22 protein-coding genes and 1 pseudogene are annotated in these 21,072 nt (G+C 60.6%); 11 read left to right on the forward strand and 12 right to left on the reverse strand.

Going from position 1 to position 21,072, the window contains the following annotated elements:
* Positions 1 to 42 precede the first annotated feature (42 nt).
* From AC07S6_RS25030 to AC07S6_RS25040, 3 genes are all read left to right on the forward strand, one after another.
* Positions 43 to 1,170, forward strand: coding sequence for a glycerophosphodiester phosphodiesterase (locus AC07S6_RS25030; protein ID WP_014719622.1), 1,128 nt, complete (start codon positions 43 to 45; stop codon positions 1,168 to 1,170).
* A 94-nt stretch (positions 1,171 to 1,264) separates the two neighbouring features.
* Positions 1,265 to 1,573: a PepSY domain-containing protein gene (locus AC07S6_RS25035; RefSeq protein WP_197883916.1), complete on the forward strand. Its 309-nt coding sequence runs from the start codon at positions 1,265 to 1,267 to the stop codon at positions 1,571 to 1,573.
* Positions 1,574 to 1,719: 146 nt separating this feature from the next.
* On the forward strand, positions 1,720 to 2,739 hold the full coding sequence (locus AC07S6_RS25040) for a transporter (protein WP_495113273.1): 1,020 nt from the start codon (positions 1,720 to 1,722) through the stop codon (positions 2,737 to 2,739).
* Between the two features lie 114 nt (positions 2,740 to 2,853).
* Here the strand turns inward: AC07S6_RS25040 and AC07S6_RS25045 are convergent, their stop codons facing one another.
* The 3 genes from AC07S6_RS25045 to AC07S6_RS25055 are packed head-to-tail and all read right to left on the reverse strand — an operon-like array spanning position 2,854 to position 5,518.
* The gene (locus AC07S6_RS25045; RefSeq protein WP_495113274.1) at positions 2,854 to 3,828 is read right to left on the reverse strand and encodes a 5-oxoprolinase subunit C family protein; all 975 of its coding nucleotides are present in this window, start codon (positions 3,826 to 3,828) and stop codon (positions 2,854 to 2,856) included.
* Positions 3,825 to 4,703: a 5-oxoprolinase subunit B family protein gene (locus AC07S6_RS25050; RefSeq protein ID WP_495113275.1), complete on the reverse strand. Its 879-nt coding sequence runs from the start codon at positions 4,701 to 4,703 to the stop codon at positions 3,825 to 3,827. Before AC07S6_RS25050 ends, AC07S6_RS25045 begins: the two co-directional genes overlap by 4 nt.
* 56 nt (positions 4,704 to 4,759) lie before the next feature.
* Complete coding sequence (locus AC07S6_RS25055; protein ID WP_495113276.1) at positions 4,760 to 5,518, reverse strand: 5-oxoprolinase subunit PxpA; 759 nt, start codon at positions 5,516 to 5,518, stop codon at positions 4,760 to 4,762.
* Between the two features lie 249 nt (positions 5,519 to 5,767).
* Here AC07S6_RS25055 and AC07S6_RS25060 point away from each other — a divergent pair, with 249 nt between their 5' ends.
* Positions 5,768 to 6,685: a LysR family transcriptional regulator gene (locus AC07S6_RS25060; RefSeq protein WP_054896724.1), complete on the forward strand. Its 918-nt coding sequence runs from the start codon at positions 5,768 to 5,770 to the stop codon at positions 6,683 to 6,685.
* Here AC07S6_RS25060 and AC07S6_RS25065 read toward each other — a convergent pair.
* Positions 6,682 to 7,577 (reverse strand): annotated as a pseudogene (locus AC07S6_RS25065) (LysR family transcriptional regulator). The gene AC07S6_RS25060 and the pseudogene AC07S6_RS25065 sit on opposite strands and share 4 nt — an antisense overlap.
* Before the next feature lie 106 nt (positions 7,578 to 7,683).
* Here AC07S6_RS25065 and AC07S6_RS25070 point away from each other — a divergent pair.
* Positions 7,684 to 8,442, forward strand: a complete 759-nt coding sequence (locus AC07S6_RS25070) for an SDR family NAD(P)-dependent oxidoreductase (RefSeq protein WP_014719630.1) — start codon at positions 7,684 to 7,686, stop codon at positions 8,440 to 8,442.
* A gap of 11 nt (positions 8,443 to 8,453) precedes the next feature.
* On the opposite strand, the gene AC07S6_RS25075 is transcribed toward AC07S6_RS25070, so the two are convergent.
* Entirely contained in the window at positions 8,454 to 8,891 is a 438-nt protein-coding gene (locus tag AC07S6_RS25075) for a multidrug/biocide efflux PACE transporter (protein ID WP_060766497.1), read from the reverse strand.
* An 88-nt stretch (positions 8,892 to 8,979) separates the two neighbouring features.
* Here AC07S6_RS25075 and AC07S6_RS25080 point away from each other — a divergent pair, with 88 nt between their 5' ends.
* On the forward strand, positions 8,980 to 9,834 hold the full coding sequence (locus AC07S6_RS25080; RefSeq protein WP_495113277.1) for a LysR family transcriptional regulator: 855 nt from the start codon (positions 8,980 to 8,982) through the stop codon (positions 9,832 to 9,834).
* A 109-nt stretch (positions 9,835 to 9,943) separates the two neighbouring features.
* Here AC07S6_RS25080 and AC07S6_RS25085 read toward each other — a convergent pair whose 3' ends face one another.
* From AC07S6_RS25085 to AC07S6_RS25100, 4 genes are read right to left on the reverse strand one after another with little or no spacing between them, the layout of a single operon-like run.
* Positions 9,944 to 11,155 (reverse strand): RNA polymerase sigma factor, encoded by a 1,212-nt coding sequence (locus AC07S6_RS25085; protein WP_495113278.1) that lies wholly within the window; start codon positions 11,153 to 11,155, stop codon positions 9,944 to 9,946.
* Positions 11,152 to 11,628, reverse strand: coding sequence for an SRPBCC family protein (locus AC07S6_RS25090; protein ID WP_019819312.1), 477 nt, complete (start codon positions 11,626 to 11,628; stop codon positions 11,152 to 11,154). The genes AC07S6_RS25085 and AC07S6_RS25090 overlap by 4 nt, the downstream gene beginning before the upstream one ends.
* A 25-nt stretch (positions 11,629 to 11,653) precedes the next feature.
* Positions 11,654 to 12,007 carry a YciI family protein gene (locus AC07S6_RS25095; protein ID WP_056791533.1) on the reverse strand — a complete coding sequence of 118 codons (354 nt, stop codon included), beginning with the start codon at positions 12,005 to 12,007 and terminating at the stop codon, positions 11,654 to 11,656.
* Between the two features lie 42 nt (positions 12,008 to 12,049).
* The gene (locus AC07S6_RS25100; RefSeq protein ID WP_072435191.1) at positions 12,050 to 12,469 is read right to left on the reverse strand and encodes a YybH family protein; all 420 of its coding nucleotides are present in this window, start codon (positions 12,467 to 12,469) and stop codon (positions 12,050 to 12,052) included.
* Positions 12,470 to 12,614: 145 nt separating this feature from the next.
* On the opposite strand from AC07S6_RS25100, the gene AC07S6_RS25105 reads away from it, so the two are divergent.
* Positions 12,615 to 13,106 (forward strand): GNAT family N-acetyltransferase, encoded by a 492-nt coding sequence (locus tag AC07S6_RS25105; RefSeq protein WP_014719637.1) that lies wholly within the window; start codon positions 12,615 to 12,617, stop codon positions 13,104 to 13,106.
* Positions 13,107 to 13,172: 66 nt separating this feature from the next.
* Here the strand turns inward: AC07S6_RS25105 and AC07S6_RS25110 are convergent, their stop codons facing one another.
* Positions 13,173 to 13,655: a GyrI-like domain-containing protein gene (locus AC07S6_RS25110; RefSeq protein WP_054896715.1), complete on the reverse strand. Its 483-nt coding sequence runs from the start codon at positions 13,653 to 13,655 to the stop codon at positions 13,173 to 13,175.
* A gap of 195 nt (positions 13,656 to 13,850) precedes the next feature.
* Here AC07S6_RS25110 and alaC point away from each other — a divergent pair, with 195 nt between their 5' ends.
* Complete coding sequence (gene alaC, locus AC07S6_RS25115; protein WP_495113279.1) at positions 13,851 to 15,062, forward strand: alanine transaminase; 1,212 nt, start codon at positions 13,851 to 13,853, stop codon at positions 15,060 to 15,062.
* A gap of 153 nt (positions 15,063 to 15,215) precedes the next feature.
* On the opposite strand, the gene AC07S6_RS25120 is transcribed toward alaC, so the two are convergent.
* Together AC07S6_RS25120 and AC07S6_RS25125 are read right to left on the reverse strand one after the other, a co-directional pair.
* Entirely contained in the window at positions 15,216 to 16,568 is a 1,353-nt protein-coding gene (locus tag AC07S6_RS25120) for a GntP family permease (RefSeq protein ID WP_014719640.1), read from the reverse strand.
* Between the two features lie 84 nt (positions 16,569 to 16,652).
* Positions 16,653 to 17,186 carry a gluconokinase gene (locus tag AC07S6_RS25125; protein ID WP_034128504.1) on the reverse strand — a complete coding sequence of 178 codons (534 nt, stop codon included), beginning with the start codon at positions 17,184 to 17,186 and terminating at the stop codon, positions 16,653 to 16,655.
* A gap of 225 nt (positions 17,187 to 17,411) precedes the next feature.
* Here AC07S6_RS25125 and gntR point away from each other — a divergent pair, with 225 nt between their 5' ends.
* The 3 genes from gntR to AC07S6_RS25140 all read left to right on the forward strand — a co-directional run bounded on the left by gntR (position 17,412) and on the right by AC07S6_RS25140 (position 20,996).
* Positions 17,412 to 18,443, forward strand: a complete 1,032-nt coding sequence (gene gntR / locus AC07S6_RS25130; protein ID WP_161975083.1) for an HTH-type transcriptional regulator GntR — start codon at positions 17,412 to 17,414, stop codon at positions 18,441 to 18,443.
* Positions 18,444 to 18,868: 425 nt separating this feature from the next.
* Positions 18,869 to 19,501, forward strand: a complete 633-nt coding sequence (locus AC07S6_RS25135; protein WP_197882577.1) for a glutathione S-transferase family protein — start codon at positions 18,869 to 18,871, stop codon at positions 19,499 to 19,501.
* Between the two features lie 88 nt (positions 19,502 to 19,589).
* Complete coding sequence (locus AC07S6_RS25140) at positions 19,590 to 20,996, forward strand: MFS transporter (protein ID WP_197882579.1); 1,407 nt, start codon at positions 19,590 to 19,592, stop codon at positions 20,994 to 20,996.
* The last annotated feature ends 76 nt before the right edge of the window (positions 20,997 to 21,072 follow it).

Here is a 21,072-nt window from a genome sequence, read left to right on the forward strand (position 1 = left end):
AGGACACCTTCTCAAAGTTACCTCCACGAAAGGACTTCGCATATGCCTGTCACGTTTTCCAAAAGCGCCTTGCTGCTGGCGTTGATGCTCGGCCTTGGCCAGGCACAGGCTGCCGAGCCGGTCAGCCCGGCCGAATTGGCGACAAACGAAGGCATTCCCTACCCTGCCGTGATCGCTCACCGTGGTGCTTCCTACGATGCGCCTGAATCCACCGCTGCTGCCTACAAGGTTGCACGCGACTTGGGTGCCGACTACCTGGAACTGGACTTGCAACGCAGCAAGGACGGTGTACTGTTCGCCCTGCACGACAACAACCTGCAGCGCACCACCGACGTTGCTACCAAGTTCCCCGAGCGCAAAGACGCGCCTGCCAACGAGTTCACCTGGAAAGAACTGCAAACCCTCGACGCCGGCAGCTGGTTCAACGCCGCCTACCCGGACCGCGCGCGCCCTGGTTTCGTTGGCCTGAAAATCCTGAGCCTGGACGACATCATCAAGATCGCCGAAGGCAACCCCTCGCACAAACCCGGCCTGTACATCGAGACCAAGGAGCCCAAGCAGTTCCCCGGTATCGAAGCTGACCTGAAAAACAAGCTGCTCGACAAAGGCTGGCTGAGCTCTGCCGGCTCCAAGCTGGGCAAAAGCAACACCGGTGTCGGCCAAGGCAAGGGCCGCGTGGTGCTGCAAACCTTCGAAACCGCCAGCCTCAAAGAGCTGCAGAAGGAAATGCCCAACACTCCGAAAATCCTGCTGTTGTGGGTGGGTGAAGGCAGCATCGAGCCCAAATCCAAAGTGACCTTCGCCGAGTCTGGCGAATCCACCAAGGCCGCCTACTACGCCAAGCAAGAACCCAAAGACGCCGCCGAATTCGAAAAGTGGGTCGATGAGGCCAAAAGCCTCGGCGCCATCGGCACCGGCCCGTCGGCTGAGCTGACCGACCACGGCGACCAGAGCTACACCGACCTGGTGAAGCCGGAAATGAACAAGCTGACCCACGACAAGGGCCTGCTGGTGCATGTGTATACCGTGGATGAGCCGGTGGACTTCGAGAAGGTCATGAAGGCCGGCGTCGATGGCATCTTCACCAACCGCGCCGCCGAGCTGTTGAAGTTCTACAAGCGCTGGCCGTCGTCCAGCGTGCAAGACCTGCTCAACGACCATAAGTACTAAAAGCGTTGGTGTCAGTGAGCCATTAAGGATGAGTTAAGTTGCGCTGGTTAATCTGGCGCCACTTAAACAGCTCAACCTAAGAAGGACACACACCATGAAAACCTTGACTGCCCTATTCGCAGCTACTGCTCTGACTATGACCGCCGGCCTGGCCCAGGCTGATGTTCGTCCGGATCATATCGAAGGCCTGCTCAAGTCCGGCGCCGTGATGCCTTTCGACAAACTCAACGCTACCGCCTTGTCCAAGCACGCGGGCGCCACCATCAATGACACCGAGTTGGACCACAACAATAGCGGCGTCCTGGTCTACGAAGTTGAATTGACTGATACTGCCGGCAAGCAATTCGAAGTGAAGCTCGACGCCAAAACTGGCGCGGTGCTCGAAGACAAACTCGACACTTGAGCCTAATCTTCCAAAAAACGCGCCACCTTCGGGTGGCGCGTTTTTTTATGCGCGCCTCAAACCGTCACATAACCGTCATACCACCTTGCAATGATTCGCTCAGGAACCTGTGAAACGTCCTACAGGCCCTTTCTCTGCGAGTCGCCATGAACCACAGCATCGACCACGGCCATCAAGATTCCGATCTGTTTGGCCTGCTTTACGGTTTTCGTTTTCGCCCCGGCGAGAAAGGCCAACAAATTGATTCCGCCACCGCCCTCGCCACCTTACAGCACCCGCCAGACCCGGACGAATTCCTGTGGCTGCACCTGAACCTGGCGCACGCCGCCTGCGAGCGCTGGATGCAGGCGCATTTGTCGCTGCCGGAAGAGTTTTTTGAAGCCTTGCATGAGGGCTCACGCTCCACGCGCATCGAGCATGTGGACTCGACCTTGTTGGCAGTGGTCAACGATGTGGTGTTCAACTTCAGCAGCATGGTGTCGTCGGATATTTCCACGCTATGGGTGTGCGCTCGCAGCCGCTTGCTGGTGAGCGCGCGCCTGCAGCCTTTGCACTCGGTGGATAAATTGCGCTCGTCGGTGAAGGCCGGCGAACACTTTCGCTCCCCCTTGGAGCTGTTGGTGCACCTGCTGCGCGACCAGGGTGAAGTGCTGACGCAGATCGTGCGCAAGACCAGTATCAGCGTCGACCATATCGAGGATCAGCTGTTGTCTTCGCGCCTGTCCACCAACCGTGCCGAACTGGGCGCCGCCCGCCGCGTGCTGGTGCGCCTGCAACGCCTGCTGGCGCTGGAACCGGGCTCGCTGCTGCGCCTGCTCAATCGCCCGCCGCAATGGCTGCAAAAGGAAGACGTGAAGGAGTTACGCAAATCCACCGAGGAGTTTGCGCTGATCATCAACGACCTGACCGCCTTGGGGGAACGCATCAAACTGTTGCAGGAAGAGATCGCCGCCAACCTCAATGAACAGAGCAACCGCACATTGTTTACCCTCACAGTGGTGACGGTGCTGACGCTGCCGATCAACATCATTGCCGGTTTTTTTGGCATGAATGTGGGTGGGGTGCCCCTATCCCAAGACCCGGAAGGCTTCTGGATACTGGTGGCCTTGGTCGCAACCTTCACCCTGATCGCTGGACGGTGGGCATTCCGCAAATTCTCAAATTGAAATAAGCCCCAACTGGGGGAGCTGGCTTGCCTGCGATGGTGTATCAGCCAACACAATGCAAGCTGGCCCACCGCTATCGCAGGCAAGCCAGCTCCCACAGGAGTTTGCGTTTATTCAGTGATTGAAGAGTCCCATCATCGCTTTGAGCCGCTTCTTGTACACCCGCCGCGCCTCCAAAGCCTCCTCGAGGCTCACCGCCACAAACCCCGCTCGCTGGTTGGGCTGCATCTGCCCGATCAAGTCCAGGTCGGCGCTGATCACCGTGCCAATCATCGCGTAGCCACCGCCCGACACCGCATCGCGGTGCAGCACAATCGGCTCCAGCCCCGCCGGTACTTGAATCGAGCCAATCGGGTAGCAACTGTCCACGATGTTGGAAGGATCGGAGCCCGCGCCAAACGGCTGTTCCCGTGGCTGGAAGCTCAACGCGCTGCCGCCCTTGAAGCGGTAGCCGATGCGATCGGCCTCGGAGCCCACCGTCCACGGTTCGGCAAAAAAGCTGCTTTTGGCCTCGTCAGTCAAGCGCTCGTAATACAGCCCCGGCACTACCCGCAACGTCACATCGCCGCCGACCGAACGCCGCAACGCCATCGGCAAGCTGTTGCCCGCACGGCCCATACCGCTAGCGGTACCGATCGGCAATTGATCGCCCTCCTGCAAGCGTCGGCCGTTAAACCCGCCGAGGGCGCCGAGTGTGTAGGTGGAGCGGCTGCCGAGCACCAACGGCACGTCGATACCGCCGGCGACGGCGAGGTAGGTGCGTGCGCCGGCCTTGGGAAACTCGAACCGCAGCACCTGCCCGGCGCGCACGGCAAAGGCGGTGTCCTGGTGCACCACTTCACCGTCCAGGCGCGGCGACATCAAGGCGCCGCTCAAGGCCACCAGCGCGTCCTGCTGGAACTCCAGCTCCGGCCCGATCAGCGTGCATTCCAGGCCCGCCGCGCCCACAGGATTGCCCACCAAGTGGTTGGCCGCACTCAACGCGTATTGGTCCAGCGCCCCCGACGGCGGGATGCCCAAGTGGTAATAACCTTCGCGGCCCAGGTCCTGCACGGAGGTGGCGAGGCCAGGTTTGAGGACCTTGATCATGCCAGCGCCTCCTGCAGGGTTTTCGGGTAGCCGATGGGGTCAGCAAGAAAGGCATCCAGGGAAAACTCCACCGGGCGGATGCGCAAGTCGAAACGACCGGCGTCCACCTCGGCGACCGCCAGGTCATAAGCCTCGCGGTCCATCGGCTTGAACTGCACGATATCGCCAGGGCGGAAGAACACCATGTGCTCCTTGAGGTACGCCAACTGCTGCGCCGGGTCGTAGATCGGTGCCGGGGTAACGCCGAACATCTGGTAACCGCCCGCCCCTCGCACTGAGTAGATACACCCAAAGCAGCCGCCATGGCCCAGGGTCAGTTTCGGCGTGTCGGTGCGTGGGCGCAGGTATTTGGGCACCTGCAATTGCCGCTCGCGTTCGACCATCTGGAACATGAACGGCAAGCCTGCGACAAAGCCGACCATTGACACAAACCACGGCGCGCCACTGTGGGCGGCGATGAACGCGTCCACGTCGGCCAGGCCATTGATGCGTGCCGCGTATTCCAGGTCTGTGCCGCTGGGGTCTTGGTGGCGGTCACGAAAACGCATCAGGGTTTCGTGGGTCCAGGGGTCGTTATAGAGCACCGGGATTTCGATGATGCGCGTGCGCAAGGTGCGTTCGGCCACGGCCTGGGTTTCGGCGCTTTGCACGGCGTCGAGCAGCGCGTGAGGGGCGATGCGGTCAGGGTCGAAGCGAATCTGGAACGATGCGTTGGCCAGGCAGACATCCAGTACGCCTTCCAGTGCCAGGCGCTCCACGGCGCGGGTCACCGCCATGCCCTTGAAAAAAGCCTCCAGGGACATGCTGTTGCTGACCTCGGCAAACAGGTGTTCATCACCGCCGAAGCTGTAGCGGATGGGGGACGTTTCAGCCATGTCTGTTCCTCTTGGAATCATTGTAGAAAGGCAGGCAAAAAAGTAAGGGTTGGCTCTTATTGGGGAGGTCTGACGTCGATACCCGCCTGGTCCAGGGCTTCACGGGTGGCCTCCACCAGCTCCAGGGCGCCAGGGGTGTCGCTGTGCAGGCAGATGGAATCGAATTCGATCGCCAGGTCTTCGCCTTCGACGGTACGTACCAGGCCAGCCTGACACGCACGCAAGACCCGGGCGGCCACTGTGGCGGGGTCCAGCGCCCGCACATTGCGGGTAAACACGATGGAACCGCTGAGGTCGTATTCACGGTCGGCATAAAACTCGCGCACCACCGGCTGCCCCAGTTCCTTGGCAATGCGCCAGATCACCGAGTTGGGCATGCAGTACAGCATCAGCGTGGGCTCGATGATTTGCAGGTTTTGCACCAGCAGCCGGGCGGCCTCTTCATCGCGGGCCAGGTGCATGTAGAGCGCGCCGTGAGGCTTGATATGTTGCAAGGTCACGCCTTGGGCGCGGGCCATTTCACGCAAGGCACCGAGCTGGTAGAGCATGTCGTCCACCAGTTCCTGGGCCGGTGCGTTGATATGCCGACGACCGAAACCCACCAGGTCACGAAAGCCTGGGTGTGCGCCGATGGCCACACCCCGTTGCTTGGCGCGCTCGACGGTACGGCGCATGGTGCCTGGGTCGCCTGCGTGAAAGCCGGTGGCGATATTGGCCGAGCTGATATAGGCCATCAGCTCTGCGTCGACGCCGTCGCCGATGGTCCAGGGGCCAAAGCCTTCGCCCATGTCTGAATTGAAATCCACTGCCTGCATCAAGGTCGCTCCGCCAAAGGTGATGCCCGCAAAGTAGGCCGTGGCTTGACCCCTTGGGAAGATCTATTATCAGATGGCCCATCTTCTGAAAATCAGATAGCTTTTTATCCTCGACCCCCGATCGCTCCCACGCTCTGCGTGGGAATGCAGCCATGGACGCTCTGCGTCCGCACTTAAGACCGTGACGCGGAGCGTCACAAGAGGCATTCCCACGCAGAGCGTGGGATCGATCAATAAGCAGAGTGCGATATGTCTTTAACCTTGCGCCAGGTTCGCTATTTCGTCGCCACTGCGGAAATCGGCCAGATTTCCCAGGCAGCAATTCATCTGAATATTTCCCAATCGGCGGTGACCACAGCGATCAAGGAGCTGGAAGCCATGCTCGGCGTGCAGTTGTTCGTGCGCTCGGCCCAAGGCATGAACCTCACCGATGCCGGGCGGCATTTTCTCAACCGTGCCTATGTGATTGTGCGCAGCGTGGAAGATGCCCTCAACAGCCCGTTGCCGGACTACCGCGCCAGCGGCGTGCTGCGGGTGGCGGCCAGCTACACCGTGCTGGGTTATTTCCTGCCGCACCATTTACAGCGCATGGAGCATTGGCATCCGGACGTGACCATCGAGGTGTTCGAACAGGAGCGCCAGGCCATCGAACAGGGCCTGCTCGACGGCCAGTTCGACATGGCTGTGGTGCTCACTGCCAACCTCACCCACACGGATATCGTCTCGGAAATTCTGTTCAACTCCGAGCGCCGCCTGTGGCTGCCCAGCCATCACCCATTGTGCGAACGCGGTGCCGTGAGCCTGGCCGACGTGGCCCAAGAACCCTACATCTTGCTCACCGTCGATGAAGCCGAACACAGCGCCATGCGCTACTGGGAACAGGCCGGGCAAACGCCCAAGGTGCGGCTGCGCACCAGCTCGGTGGAGGCGGTGCGCAGCATGGTTGCCAACGGCAGCGGCGTGGCGATCCTGTCAGACCTGGTACACCGGCCCTGGTCCCTGGAAGGCAAACGCATCGAAACCCTGACCGTGACCGACCCGGTCACACCCATGAGCGTCGGCCTGGCCTGGCACCGCGAGCGTGCGTTTACCCCAGCGATGCAAGCGTTCCGAGATTACTTCCACGACGCGTTCCTGGCGCCCCAGCAGTTGTCGGCACGCCGTTAAAGATGAGCTTGCAGGGTGGCGGTCAACCAGTCCATGAACACCCGCACCCGCAACGGCAGATGCCGCTGGCCGGCGTACAGCAACGACACATCCAAGGGCGGCGCCTGGTAGTCGGGCAGCACCGCCATCAACTCGCCGCTGGCCAATAAGTCGCGTATGCCGAGCTGCGGCACCTGGGTGATGCCAAACCCGCCCAGGCACGCCGATTGATAGGCGTCGGTGCTGTTGACCGTCACCCGGCCTGCCATCGCCAGCCGCTGCACCTTGTTGCCCACCAGGTATTCGAACCCGGCCGAGCGTGCGCCTAGCGGCCGCACGTAATGCACCAACTGATGATGCGCCAGGTCTGCCAGGGTTTCGGGCACGCCATACCGTTGCAGGTACGCCGCGCTCGCGCAGTTGACCATCGGCATGCTGCACACCCGCCGCGCTACCACAGTTTGATCGGGCTGGGCGCCGACGCGCACCACGCAACAAAACCTTCGGCGATCAGGTCCACCTGGCGGTCCGAACAGCTGATCTCCATGTCGATCAGCGGATGGCGCGCCATGAACGCGGGCAAGTTCGGCAAGATCACGCCCCGCGCCATGACATTGGGCATGTCCACCCGTATGCGTCCGGCCAATTGGGTTTCGTCCTGACGGAACAAACCTTCCAACTCTTCCATGTGCGCCAGCAGATCCTTGCTGCGCTCATACAACACACGACCATCCTGGGTCGCCTGCACCTTGCGCGTGGTGCGTTGCAACAGCCGAGCGCCGAGCAACTCCTCCAACGCCTGCACATGCTCGGAGACCGTAGAGCGCGGCAAGCCCAGGCTTTGGCCGGCCTGGGTAAAGCTCGACAACTCAGTAACGCGTACGAAGGTGCGCAGCAGCTCAAGCTTGTTCATTAGATTGTTCGCCTTATCCGGCCAGTGATTTCGATATCAGCCTGTTTATCACGTTATGGCCGGACAAATACACTCAGTCCCACTCACCCCATTCGAGGACTGCACCATGACCCGTAAAATCGCACTCATCACTGGCGCTAGCCGTGGCCTGGGCAAAAGCGCCGCCCTGCACCTGGCTGCGCAAGGCATCGACATCATCGGCACTTACCACAGCGCAGCGGCCGAAGCCCAAGCCGTGGTTGCCCAGGTAGAGGCCTTGGGCGGTCGCGCCGCCATGCTGCAACTGGACGTCAGCCAGAGCGCAACCTTCGATGCATTCGTTGGCCAGATCGGCACACTGCTCAAGGATGTGTTCGCACAGGAGCATTTCAACTTCCTGATCAACAACGCCGGGGTTGGCACCTACGCAAGCTTTGCCGAAACCACCGAAGCCCAGTTCGACCAGTTGGTGGCGATCCATGTGAAGGCACCGTTTTTCCTCACGCAGAAACTGCTGCCGCTGATCAGCGATGGCGGGCGCATCATCAATATCTCCAGCGGCCTGGCGCGCTTCAGCCTGCCGGGGTATGCCGCCTACGCGTCCATGAAAGGCGCGGTGGAAGTCTTGTCGCGCTACCAGGCTAAAGAACTGGGCCCACGGGGTATTACCGTGAACACCCTGGCACCGGGCGCGATTGCCACCGACTTCGGCGGCGGCGCGGTGCGCGATAACACCGATGTGAATGCGATGGTTGCCAATAACACCGCCCTGGGCCGCGTAGGCTTGCCGGACGACATTGGCGGGGCGATTTCGACCTTGCTGGCCGATGGCAGTCATTGGATCACCGGCCAGCGGATCGAGGCGTCGGGCGGGATGTTCCTATAAGCGACGCACGCCTACGGGGTAACTGGGGTTTTACCGGCGAATTTCTCGCGCAGCACGTCATAACCCCAGTGGTACACGTAGGTGTACGGCAGGAAGAACAACAACACGCCAATGTCGAGGATGAAGGCTTCCAACAGGCTGATCTTCATCAAGGCGGCAATCAACGGCACTGCCAAGAGGATCAGGCCGCCTTCAAACAGCAGCGCATGCAGCACACGGGTCCAACCACCGTTGGCCAGTTGCAGGCGATTTTTAAGGCGGTCGAACAGGCTGTTGAACACCACGTTCCAGCTCAGTGCCAACAGGCTGATGCCCAGGGTCACTGCGCCCATCTCCAGCGCTGGCCGGCCGGTGATCCACACCAACAGCGGCGTGCAAATCAATAAAGCCAACCCCTCGAAACCAAGGGCTTGAAAAACGCGTTCAGTAAAGGATTTGGTAGGGGTCATGACCCGGCTCCGTGAGTGACGATGGTTGCCATGATCAGGCTTTTTCTCGATACTTCATAACCAATAACCATCGATCAAGGCGATAGTCATGGCCTCACATGAAGTGATTCAGGCGTTTGTCCAGGCTGCCACCCAAGGCTCGTTTTCCGCGGCGGCGCGCAAGCTGGGCAAAAGTCAGTCCACCGTGAGCGCGGCAGTGGCCAGCCTTGAGATCGACCTGAACGTGGTGCTGTTTGACCGCAGCAGCCGCAAGCCGACCCTCACGCCCGCGGGGCAGGTTTTGCTGCAACGGGCAGAACAGGTGCTGGAAGCCAGTAGCCGCCTGGAGCTGGCAGCCAGTCAGTTATCGCAAGGCCTGGAGCCGAAGTTGAGTCTCGCCATGTCCGATACTTACCAATCCGATCGATTCGAGGTCGCCCTAACGGCCTTCGAGCAACGCTACCCGGACCTTGAGCTGGAATGCCTGATCGCGGAATGCGAAGACTTGATCGCACTGGTGCAAAGTGGCCGGGCGCAGATCGCGTTTATCGAAAAACAAGAAGCCTACCCGCCGGACCTTTCCTTCTCCACGGTGGAGGAGCGCACGGAGATCGCGCTGTTTGTCTCGCCTGGACACCCATTGGCGAACCTGGACAAGGTTCACCCGCACACCTTGCAACAACACCGGGAGTTGCGTTTGGCGAGCATCATCAGCCCCAATGAAAACCGCGGCACGCAGCGAGTATGGTCGGCGCCGAGTTACCTGATGCTGATGGAAATGGCACAGCTGGGGTTTGGCTGGGCACCGATTCCACGCTGGCTGGTGGAGCGCTTTGGCGGCAACCAGTTGGTTGAACTCAAGGTGCGCAGTTGGCCGCGTTCGGTGGCGGTGGATGCGCTGTGGTCCCGGCACCAGCCGCCGGGGCCTGCGGGGAGCTGGTTGCTGAGCAAGATGCTGGAATGAACGAAGTGCGATGTAGAGGGGGCCGTTAGGGAGACGTTGGCTGTCAGGCCGTTATCGCAGGCAAGCCAGCTCCCACATTGGATCGCAGGGCGTCATAACATGGTTTTGGCTATTTGAGTTCGGCGAGGCGTCGCGTGATGAAGCGTTTTTCTGGCGCCTGTTGCGTCAGCGACAGCGCTTTTTCGTACGCGCTGCGAGCTTCGTCAAACCGCCCCAACTGCCGGCAAAACTCCCCACGCGCCGAATGCGCCAAGTGGTAGTCCTGCAACTCACCGCGCTGCAAAAGGTTGTCTACCAGCACCAACCCCGCCAACGGCCCCTGCTCCATCGCCACCGCTACCGCACGGTTCAACTCGATCACCGGCGACGGCACAGACCTGAGCAATACATCATAGAGCCCGACAATCTGCCGCCAATCGGTTTCCCCTGCGCTGGGCGCCTCGGCGTGCACGGCGGCAATCGCAGCCTGCAAGCAATACGGCCCGAAGCGTGGCGTCATCAGCGCCTGCTCCACCAATGCGCAGCCTTCAGCGATCAAGGCCCTGTCCCAAAGCGTACGATCCTGAGCGTCCAACAGCACCAGTTCGCCGCTGGCAGAAGTGCGGGCAGGCCGACGCGACTCGTGCAGCAACATTAACGCCAGCAAGCCCATGACTTCCGGCTCGGGCAGCAACTCCAGCAGCAAACGCCCCAGGCGAATGGCCTCCAAGGTCAGGTCCTCGCGGGTGAGGTCGGCACCCGCTGAGGCCGAATAGCCCTCGTTGAACACCAGGTAAATCACCCGCAGCACACTGTCCAATCGTTCGGGCAATTCGGCGCGGGACGGCACTTGATAGGGAATTCTCGCCTCACGGATCTTGCCCTTGGCGCGCACGATGCGTTGGGCAATGGTGGTGGGCGTGGCTAGAAAAGCGTGAGCGATGGCCTCGGTGCTCAGGTCGCAGATCTCGCGCAAGGTCAGCGCAACCTGGGCATCGGCTGCCAACGCTGGGTGGCAGCAAGTGAACATCAGGCGCAGGCGGTCGTCTTCCACGTCTTCATCACTCCAAGGCGCGGCCTCCAACGCCTCGGCCTGCTCTTCCAATAACGGGGTAAAACGCGACTGCCGACGCAGGCGGTCGATGGCTTTGAAGCGACCGGTGGACACCAGCCACGCCCGTGGATTATCCGGCATGCCATCCTCGGGCCAGCGCTGCAGGGCGACGAAAAATGCTTCGTGCAGCGCCTCCTCGGCCAAGTCGAAATCCCCCAGCACACGAATCAACGTCGCGAGCACGCGGCGTGATTCGCGGCGGTAAATAGCGTCGATCTGCTGGGTCAATCGACCATATCCTCGGTCACCAACTTCACCAGGCGGTCCAGGCTCTGGCCCCAGCCGTCATGAAAGCCCATGGCTTCGTGGGCCTGCTTGTCCTCGGCACTCCAGTGCATGGCGCGGGCGGTATAGAGGGTCTTTTCGCCGACCTCCTCAAAGGTGACTTCGGCGCTCATGAACGGCTTGCCCGAAGGCACCCAACCCGGCATGAACGCGTCGGTAAACACCAGGCGGTTGGGCGCGTCGATCTCCAGGAACACGCCTTGGGTCGGGTACTCGCTGCCATCCGGGGCGCGCATCAAGGTGCGGAACAAGCCGCCGACCCACAGGTTCATCTCGCATTCAGGGGTGGTCATGCCGTGGGGGCCCCACCATTGTTGCAGCAGGGTTGGCTCGGTCCAGGCGCGAAACACCCGGCGGCGCGGCGCATCGATCAAGCGGCTGATGGACAGTTCAAATTCGGCGGGTTGAATGTTCACGGGGCAACCTCCTCAAGTCTTTTGATTATTGTGTTGAGAGATTCAATTGGCGCACGGGGCGCACTTCCACACTGCCGACCCGGGCTGCCGGAATGCCGCCAGCCACCTGGAGCGCTTCATTGAGGTCCTTGGCGTCGATCAGGTAGAACCCGGCGAGCTGCTCCTTGGTTTCGGCAAAAGGCCCGTCGGTGATCGACAGCTTGCCGTTGCGCATGCGCACGGTGGTGGCGGTGGTCACCGACTCCAGCGGCTCGGCGGCCAGCATGCGCCCGCTGGCCTGGATGGCCTCGGCGTAGGCCAGACATTCCGAGTCGTGGGGGCTGTCGGGCGAGGTGTGCAACACCTGTTCATCGCTGTAGATCAGGCACAGGTATTTCATGGCGTTCTCCGTTTTCGGACTACTGACTATAGTTCGCGGTGCTCAAGGTTTCAGGTCGAACAACGCCGTGCCGCTTTGCATATCAAACGGTGCCGACCAGTGCTCGTGCACCACCTTCCATTGGCCATCGATACGCTGGTAGCCGGCAGTCACGCGCATCCAGCAGGCCTTTACCTCACCATCCGGCCCGGCACCGCCGCAGTGGGCCAGCCAGTGGGCAAATGCGCTGTCTGGCGCTTCGACGACATGCAATTCATGAAACTCGAAGATGCCGGGGCCGGGGCAGTGCTCCATGCACGCCTCCCAATGCGCGCGGTAGGCCGCCTTGCCCTTGAATTGCAGAGCGGTTACGGCGTCGAACGAGACGATATCGTCTGCGTAAAAGCTGACAATCTGGTCGATATCACGACTGACGACGGCGTCTTTCCATTGCTCGATCAGGCTCTTGATTGCAGTGCTCATGGCGATGACTCCTTGGGGTGGAAAATCACGGAAGACACCCTTAGTCGAATGGCCCGAAGGGAAATCGACATCCCCCTGAAAAATAATTTCCCGTAGCCCAAACCCGATAAACTGCCACTTCTCTTGCAGCCGTTCGGACAGCCCCATGCCAACCCGCCTCGTTGCCTACGAGGCGCTGAATGCTGTGCAACAACAGCAAGTCGGCGCCATCGAAGTTCACCCTGAACAACTGCCGTTTTGCGGTGATATGTATTGCGCCCTCAATACCCTGCTCGCCAACCCGAGCCCTGGGGTCAAGGGCTTTGCGCTGTTGGTCGACGACCTTCCTGTGGCGTTCTTGCTGCTCAAGCGACCACCGTGCCTGCCTCATTGGGCCGATGAACACAGCGCCACACTCCACGCGCTACAGGTAGACCGGCATCAACAGGGGCGTGGATACGGCAAGATGTGTTTGCAGGCGTTGCCCGCCGTGGCGCGCGAGGCCTGGCCGCAGATCAAGGGGTTGGAGTTGTCGGTGGATGCCCACAACCTGGCGGCAATGGGGTTGTATCTGGGGGCGGGATGGGTGGATCGCGGTGAGGCGTACAAGGGTCGTGTAGGGTATGAGCGTCGGTTGAGTTTCAGGTTTAATCCATAGCGGCAATGTCACGTAAACATGACTTTTAAGCGTGCATGTCGTGTTTACGTGACATCGGGTGCAGTGTCAGCCCCGCTCCCCGATCGGCAGCCAGATTTCCACCGTCCCCGTGCCCTTCCTGGCATCGAAGTCCGCGCTATAGCGCTCGAAATCCGCACCCATGACCTTGTAGCCCGAATGCGGCAGCCATTCGAACATGATGCGCTCGTAGGTTTGCTCAAGCGCCTGCACCGGCCCGTAGTGGGGGAACACGGCATAGTTGAGTGGCGGAATTTCGATCACCTCGAAATTGCTCGGCACGTCCTTCTTGGCCGGGACTTCAACACCTGCCAGGTAATCGAATTCGCCGTGATGCGGGTTATGGCACACCCCGTAGGTCACACCGCCGACGCGCTTCTTGATGTCCTTGATACAGGTATCGAACAACTCCCACAGCCGTGGGATATCGCCCACGGTGGCCTTCGAATATCGCCCTTGTACCCCGGCGATCACCAGGGCCTTACCGGCTTCCAGGCGTGACTCCAACGGTCTTTTTGTCTGCTGATCCATACGAACAGTCTCCTTCTTATGAGGGAACAAACCCGCATCGAGTATAGGGGCATATCCGCGTTGTACTCCATGTAGAAAAATTTCCTACGCATCTGGACAACTGGCCATCATCGCCCTTATTGTCTGCCCCGCAGGCCACCGCAGTGGCCGACGTCGCTCGGACGGTTCCGGGCGCTTACGTACCTCGAGGCAACAATGGCAGACCAAGGTTCGCCGCGCCGCTTTGCGCGCATAGATCGACTCCCCCCGTATGTTTTCAATATCACTGCCGAGCTGAAGATGGCTGCGCGTCGGCGCGGCGAAGACATCATCGACTTGAGCATGGGTAATCCTGACGGCGCCACGCCTCCTCATATCGTGGAGAAAATGGTCACCGTCGCCCAGCGTGAAGACACCCACGGCTACTCCACCTCCAAAGGCATTCCGCGCCTGCGCCGGGCGATTTCGCGTTGGTACAAGGACCGTTACGCGGTGGATATCGACCCGGAGTCCGAAGCCATCGTGACCATCGGTTCCAAAGAAGGCCTGGCGCACTTGATGCTGGCCACCCTGGACCAGGGCGATACCGTGCTGGTGCCCAACCCCAGCTACCCGATTCATATCTACGGCGCAGTGATTGCCGGCGCCCAAGTACGTTCGGTGCCGCTGATACCGGGCGTGGATTTCTTCGCAGAGCTGGAGCGCGCGATTCGTGGCTCGATCCCCAAGCCGAAGATGATGATCCTCGGCTTCCCGTCCAACCCCACCGCGCAGTGTGTGGAACTGGACTTCTTCGAACGGGTGATCGCCCTGGCCAAGCAGTACGACGTGCTGGTGGTGCACGACCTGGCCTACGCCGACATCGTCTACGACGGCTGGAAAGCCCCCTCGATCATGCAAGTGGCCGGCGCCAAGGACATTGCGGTGGAGTTTTTCACCCTGTCCAAGAGCTACAACATGGCCGGCTGGCGCATCGGCTTCATGGTGGGCAACCCGGAACTGGTCAACGCCCTGGCACGTATCAAGAGCTACCACGACTACGGCACCTTCACCCCGCTGCAAGTGGCGGCGATTGCGGCGCTGGAAGGCGACCAACAGTGCGTGAAGGACATCGCCGAGCAGTACCGCCAGCGTCGCAACGTGCTGGTCAAGGGCCTGCATGAATTGGGCTGGATGGTGGAGAACCCGAAGGCGTCGATGTACGTCTGGGCCAAGATTCCCGAGCAGTATGCCGCCATGGGCTCGCTGGAGTTTGCCAAGAAACTGCTATTGGAAGCGAAGGTGTGTGTGTCGCCGGGCATCGGCTTTGGTGAGTATGGCGACGATCATGTGCGCTTTGCGCTGATCGAAAACCAGGATCGGATTCGCCAGGCCGTGCGTGGGATTCGCGGGATGTTCAGGGCGGATGCGTTGGTCAGCAAAGCCTGACCTGATCTACCTGAAGAAACCCAATTAATGTGGGAGCTGGCTTGCCTGCGATGCAGACACCTCGGTGTTTCAGATGTACCGAGGTGATGCTATCGCAGGCAAGCCAGCTCCCACATTTTGATCGAGTTGCCGCCACTGCTTTTGTGGTGTGGCTTACACCACCAACGACAGCAACATGATGAAGATCAGCGCCACGATCGACAGAATGGTCTCCATCGCCGTCCAGGTCTTGAACGTCTCGGCCACGGTCATGTTGAAGTACTGCTTGACCAGCCAGAACCCCGCATCGTTGACGTGAGACAGGATCAACGAACCCGCGCCCGTCGCCAGTACCAGCAACTCGCGGTTGACGCCAGGGATCATCCCCACCACCGGCACCACAATGCCCGCGCCGGTAATGGTCGCAACCGTCGCTGAACCGGTGGCAATCCGAATCACCGCCGCCACCAGCCACGCCAGCAGGATCGGGTTGATCTGCGCGTTCACCGCCATATGGCCGATCACGTCGCCCACGCCGCTGGTCACCAGCATCTGCTTGAAGCCACCACCGGCACCGATGATCAGGATGATCGCGGCGGTGGGCGCAAGGCTGGCGTCGAGCAGCTTGAGGATCTGCTTGGAGTGGATACCCTGGCGATGGCCAAAGGTGTACAGCGACAACAGCAAAGCCAGCAACAGTGCGGTGATGGGGTGGCCGATCATGTCCATCCAGTTGCGTACCACATTGCCTTCGGCGAACGCGATGTCGGCAAAGGTTTTGAGCAGCATCAGGAACACCGGCAGCAGCACGGTGACCAGGGTGATGCTGAAGCTGGGCAGCGACTTGTTATCGGTCTCGCGGGCCAGTTGGTCCACCAGTTCCTGGGACGGGTTGCCCGGGATGTACTTGGCGATGAACGTACCGAAGATCGGGCCGGCGATGATGGCGGTCGGCAGTGCGACGATCAGGCCGTACAGAATGGTCTTGCCGATATCGGCACCGAACACGCCGATGGCCAGCAGCGGGCCCGGGTGCGGTGGCACCAGGCCGTGCACCGCCGACAGACCGGCCAGCAGCGGGATACCGATCTTGATCAACGACACGCCGGTACGCCGGGCGACGATAAACACCAGCGGGATCAGCAACACAAAGCCGATCTCGAAGAACAGCGGGATGCCCACCAGAAACGCGGCGAACATCATGGCCCACTGGACCTTTTCCTTGCCGAAGGCGCGGATCAGGGTCTGGGCGATCTGATCGGCACCGCCGGACTCGGCCATCATCTTGCCGAGCATCGTGCCCAGCGCGAGGATGATGCCGACAAAGCCGAGCACCCCGCCGAAACCGTCCTGGAACGCCTTGATGATCTTGTCCACGGGCATGCCCGAGGTCAGGCCGAGGAAACCGGCCGCGATGATCAGTGCAATGAACGGGTGCACCTTGAACTTGGTGATCAGTACGATCAACCCGATGATAGTGACTACTGCATCTAGCAGCAGGTAAGACTCGTGGGACATGCCAAACATGGGGGGTCTCTCCTGTTTGTTGTTGTTATTAAAGCGGGTGTTGAACTTCCTGCCGGGGATAGCGCTATCTTTTCCGGCAAAAAATTAATGAGTAGGTTCAAAGCCGTGCTTGCGCCACCAGGTATGGGTCTGCGCGGCCAGTTCCTCGACGCTGTCCTCACTGGCGTTCAAGGCCAGGGTCAGCGGCTCGCCCTTGGGCGATTCAAGGGTGGCGAACTGGCTGTCGATCAGGCTTGCCGGCATGAAATGGCCGGGGCGGTGAGACACGCGGTCAGCGGCGACTTCACGGGTCAGCTCCAGGAAGACAAAGCCCAGGCCCGGCGCAGCTTCGCGCAGGTGGTCACGGTATTTTTTCTTCAGGGCCGAACAGGTCAGTACAGGATGCTCGCCCGCTTTCAACGCACGACGCAGTTCATCGCACAGGATGTCGAGCCAGCCGGCGCGGTCGTCGTCGTTGAGGGGGTGGCCGGCGCTCATCTTTTCGATGTTCGCGGCAGGGTGAAAGCTGTCGCCTTCAATGGCAGTGGCGCCGTTCAGGGCGCACAGGGCTTGGCTGACGCTGGACTTGCCACAGCCGGAAACACCCATGATGACCAGGGCGGTAACAGGTTGACTCATGAAACACCTCAGGACGCAGATAGCGCTACCTTTGCATAGCGTAAGGCTAGTGCAAAAACAGGCTTTTCCCGCGCCGACTTGTCATTTTTATGGAGTGACGCGTGCATCCGTTCCAACAGATTGACTTCAAGAGCTGGACAGGATCAGGCAACCCTTTATCCAAGAATTTGCAGCCCTTTGGAGACAGCGCTACCTTAGTGCCTCGATTTTTGTTTGGCAAGCCGCCTGATGACCTCCAAGAACGATAAAAATACCCGCACGACGGGCCGCCCTACCCTCAATGAAGTTGCGCGCCTGGCCGGCGTCAGCCCGATCACCGCCTCCCGTGCCCTGCGCGGTATAAGTACCGTGGCCACCGAACTGGTGGAAAAAGTGCAACAGGCCGCCGCCGAACTGAGCTACGTGGTCAACCCCGCCGCCCGCGCCCTGGCCTCGGCGCAGAGCCATTCGGTGGTGGTGCTGGTGCCGTCACTGTCCAACCTGCTGTTTATCGAAACCCTCGAAGCTATCCATCAGGTACTGCGGCCCAAGGGCTTTGAAGTACTGATCGGCAACTCCCATTATTCGCGCGATGAAGAAGAAGACCTGCTGCGCAACTACATGGCCTACCAGCCACGGGGTTTGTTGCTGACCGGTTTTGACCGCACCGAAAGCGCGCGACGAATGGTCGAGGCCAGCAATGTGCCCTGTGTGTACATGATGGATCTGGACCCCAATGCCGGGGTGAACTGTGTGGGCTTCTCGCAACTGGCCGCCGGCGAGACCGCGGCGGCGCACTTGCTGTCCCGGGGGCGCAAGCGCCTGGCCTATATCGGCGCACAACTGGACCAACGCACCTTGCTGCGTGGCGAAGGCTTTCGCCGCGCCTTGCAACAGGCCGGCATGTACGATCCGGCGCTGGAGCTGCTGACGCCACGCCCGTCTTCCGTGGGCCTGGGAGGCGAACTGTTTTTGCAACTGCTGGCCGCCCATCCGGATGTAGACGCGGTCTTCTTCGGCAACGACGACCTGGCCCAGGGCGCCCTGCTCGAAGCCCTGCGCCATGGCATCAAGGTGCCTGAACGTGTGGCGGTGCTGGGCTTCAACGACCTACCTGCCTCGTCATTCATGGTGCCGCGCCTGAGCAGCATCAGCACCCCACGGGAAGCCATCGGGCGTCGGGCAGCAGAGCATCTGCTGACGATCATGGCGGGCAACAAGGTGGCCAAGCCAGTGGTGGATATGGGGTTTGAGTTGCAGGTGCGCGAGAGCACCTGAGCGTCGAGCCGAACGCAATCAATGTGAGAGCGGGCCATGTAGTGTCCACAGAATCAGCGCCTGGCACAGGTCCCCTGTGGGAGCGGGCTTGCTCGCGAAGGCGGTGGGTCAGTCAACGTATCTTCAACTGAACCACCGCTTTCGCAGGCAAGCCATAATGCCAGTCAGTTAAGACAGAATCGGTAACTGTGGCGAGGGAGCTTGCTCCCGCTGGGGCGCGAAGCGGCCCCAAAAATGGGACTGCTACGCAGTCCAGCGGGAGCAAGCTCCCTCGCCACAAGTCACTGGTTGTCTGCTCTAGCTCTTAACTGACTGGCATTAAGGCAAGCCAGCTCCCACATTTTCGGCCGTGCCCGCTTCACACCCTCGCCGCCGGGCCCGGCCCCTGCTAGATTGGTCACTCTCTTAGATGCCAGGGAAGCACCATGGGCCACTCACTGAAAATCTTGGGTCGTACCTCTTCAATCAACGTGCGAAAAGTACTGTGGACCTGCCAGGAGTTGGGCATCGACTACGTGCGCGAAGACTGGGGCATCGGTTTCAAGCCTACCCAATCCCCCGATTTCCTCGCCTTGAACCCCAACGCCCAGGTGCCAGTGCTGATCGACGACCATGGCGTGCTATGGGAGTCCAATACCATCTGCCGCTACCTTGTCGGCCTCTATCAGCGCCATGACTTGCTACCCATTGAGCCTGCCTTGCGTGCACGGGTCGAACAGTGGATGGACTGGCAAGCCACCGAACTCAACCCTTCGTGGGGCTATGCGTTCCACGCACTGGTGCGTCAAAACCCGGACTATCAGGACCCGCAACGCATCCAGGCGGGTGTGCAGGCCTGGAATGACAAGATGGCCCTGCTAGAACAACAGTTGACCAAGACCGGCGCCTACGTGGCTGGCGAAGAGTTCACCCTCGCTGACATCTTGATAGGCCTTTCGGTACATAGGTGGCAGATGACACCCATGGAGCGGCCGCCCTACCCCGCCATCGCGGCGTATTACCAACGCCTCAGCCAGCACGCCGGTTTCAAGACGTTCGCGCTCGACGGCCACAATTAGAGAAGCAGTTGCGCACGTTAAGCTCCAAGCCCAATAGCGGTTTGGCTTAAAGCTCGAAGCTTCCAACTCGCCTAACTGAAGGTTATTCATGCCCCCACTCGCCGCCTGCGTCTCAGACCCCACCCGCGCCGCCCACATCAGCGCCCGCATCGACCGCCTGCCCGCCGTCGCCACTATTTGGCGCCTGGTGGCGTTACTCTCCATCGGCGGTTTTTTCGAGCTGTATGATCTATTCCAAACCGCCTATATCAGCCCTGGCCTGATCAGCGACGGGATTTTTCATACCGGCAGCGAAGGTGTTTTCGGTTTCTCCGACCAAGCCGCTTTCGCCTCGGCCACGTTCCTCGGCCTGTTCCTCGGCGCCAGCCTGCTCAGCCCCATCGCTGACCGCTTCGGGCGACGCGCTATTTTCACCTTTGCGTTGGTCTGGTACACGGTGGCCACGGTGTTGATGGGCATTCAAACCTCGGCCGTGGGCATCATCTGCATGCGCTTTCTGGTGGGCATTGGCCTTGGCATCGAACTGGTGACCATCGACGCCTACCTGTCGGAGCTGGTGCCCAAACGTATGCGCAGTTCGGCGTTTGCCTTTGCGTTTTTTATCCAGTTTCTGTCGGTGCCGGCCGTGGCGTTGATGTCGTGGTGGCTGGTGCCACAGGCGCCGTTCGGTATCGCCGGGTGGCGCTGGGTGGTGTTGAGCAGTGCAGTGTTTGCATTGTTTATCTGGCAACTGCGCAAGCGCCTGCCGGAGTCACCGCGCTGGCTTGCACAAAAGGGACGCTTCGAAGAGGCCGACACGATCCTGAACAACCTGGAGGCACGCTGCCGAAAGGATCACTGCAAGCCGCTGGACGAACCGGAACCCGAAGCGATCAGCGTGCAGGGCAATGGCCGTTTCGCCGATATCTGGCAGCCGCCCTACCGTCGCCGCGCCTTGATGCTGATCGTGTTTCATGTATTCCAGGCCATCGGTTTCTTCGGCTTCGGCAACTGGCTGCCGGCCTTGCTCTCGGGCCAGGGTGTCAGCGTGACCCACAGCCTGCTCTACGCCTTCATCATCACCCTCGCCTACCCGCTGGGTCCGCTGTTGTTCGTCAAGGTGGCCAACCGCTTCGAGAACAAATGGCAAATCGTCGGCTCGGCCATGGGTGCAGTGATCTTCGGCAGCCTGTTTGCCCTGCAAACCACAGCGTTAGGGCTGATTTTCTGCGGGGTGATGATCACCTTCTGCAATGCCTGGCTGAGCTTCAGTTATCACTCGTACCAGAGCGAATTGTTCCCCACCAATATCCGTGCGCGAGCGGTCGGGTTCTGTTATTCGTTCAGCCGTTTATCCACGGTGTTCAGCAGCCTGTTGATCGGTTTTATCCTCGAGCACCTGGGCACGCCGGGCGTGTTGGCGTTTATTGCCAGCAGCATGTTGATCGTGATGATTACCATCAGTTGGTTTGGGCCGCGCACGCGCAACCTGGCGCTGGAGAACATCGCTCACTGACGGCAACGGTTGGCCGCACAAGGAGAAGGCTTGCCGCGTCGACGACGCCAGCCCCAGTAAACACTGGGGTCTGGCA

The sequence above is a fragment of the Pseudomonas sp. GW821-FHT07B01 genome (genome assembly GCF_059419065.1).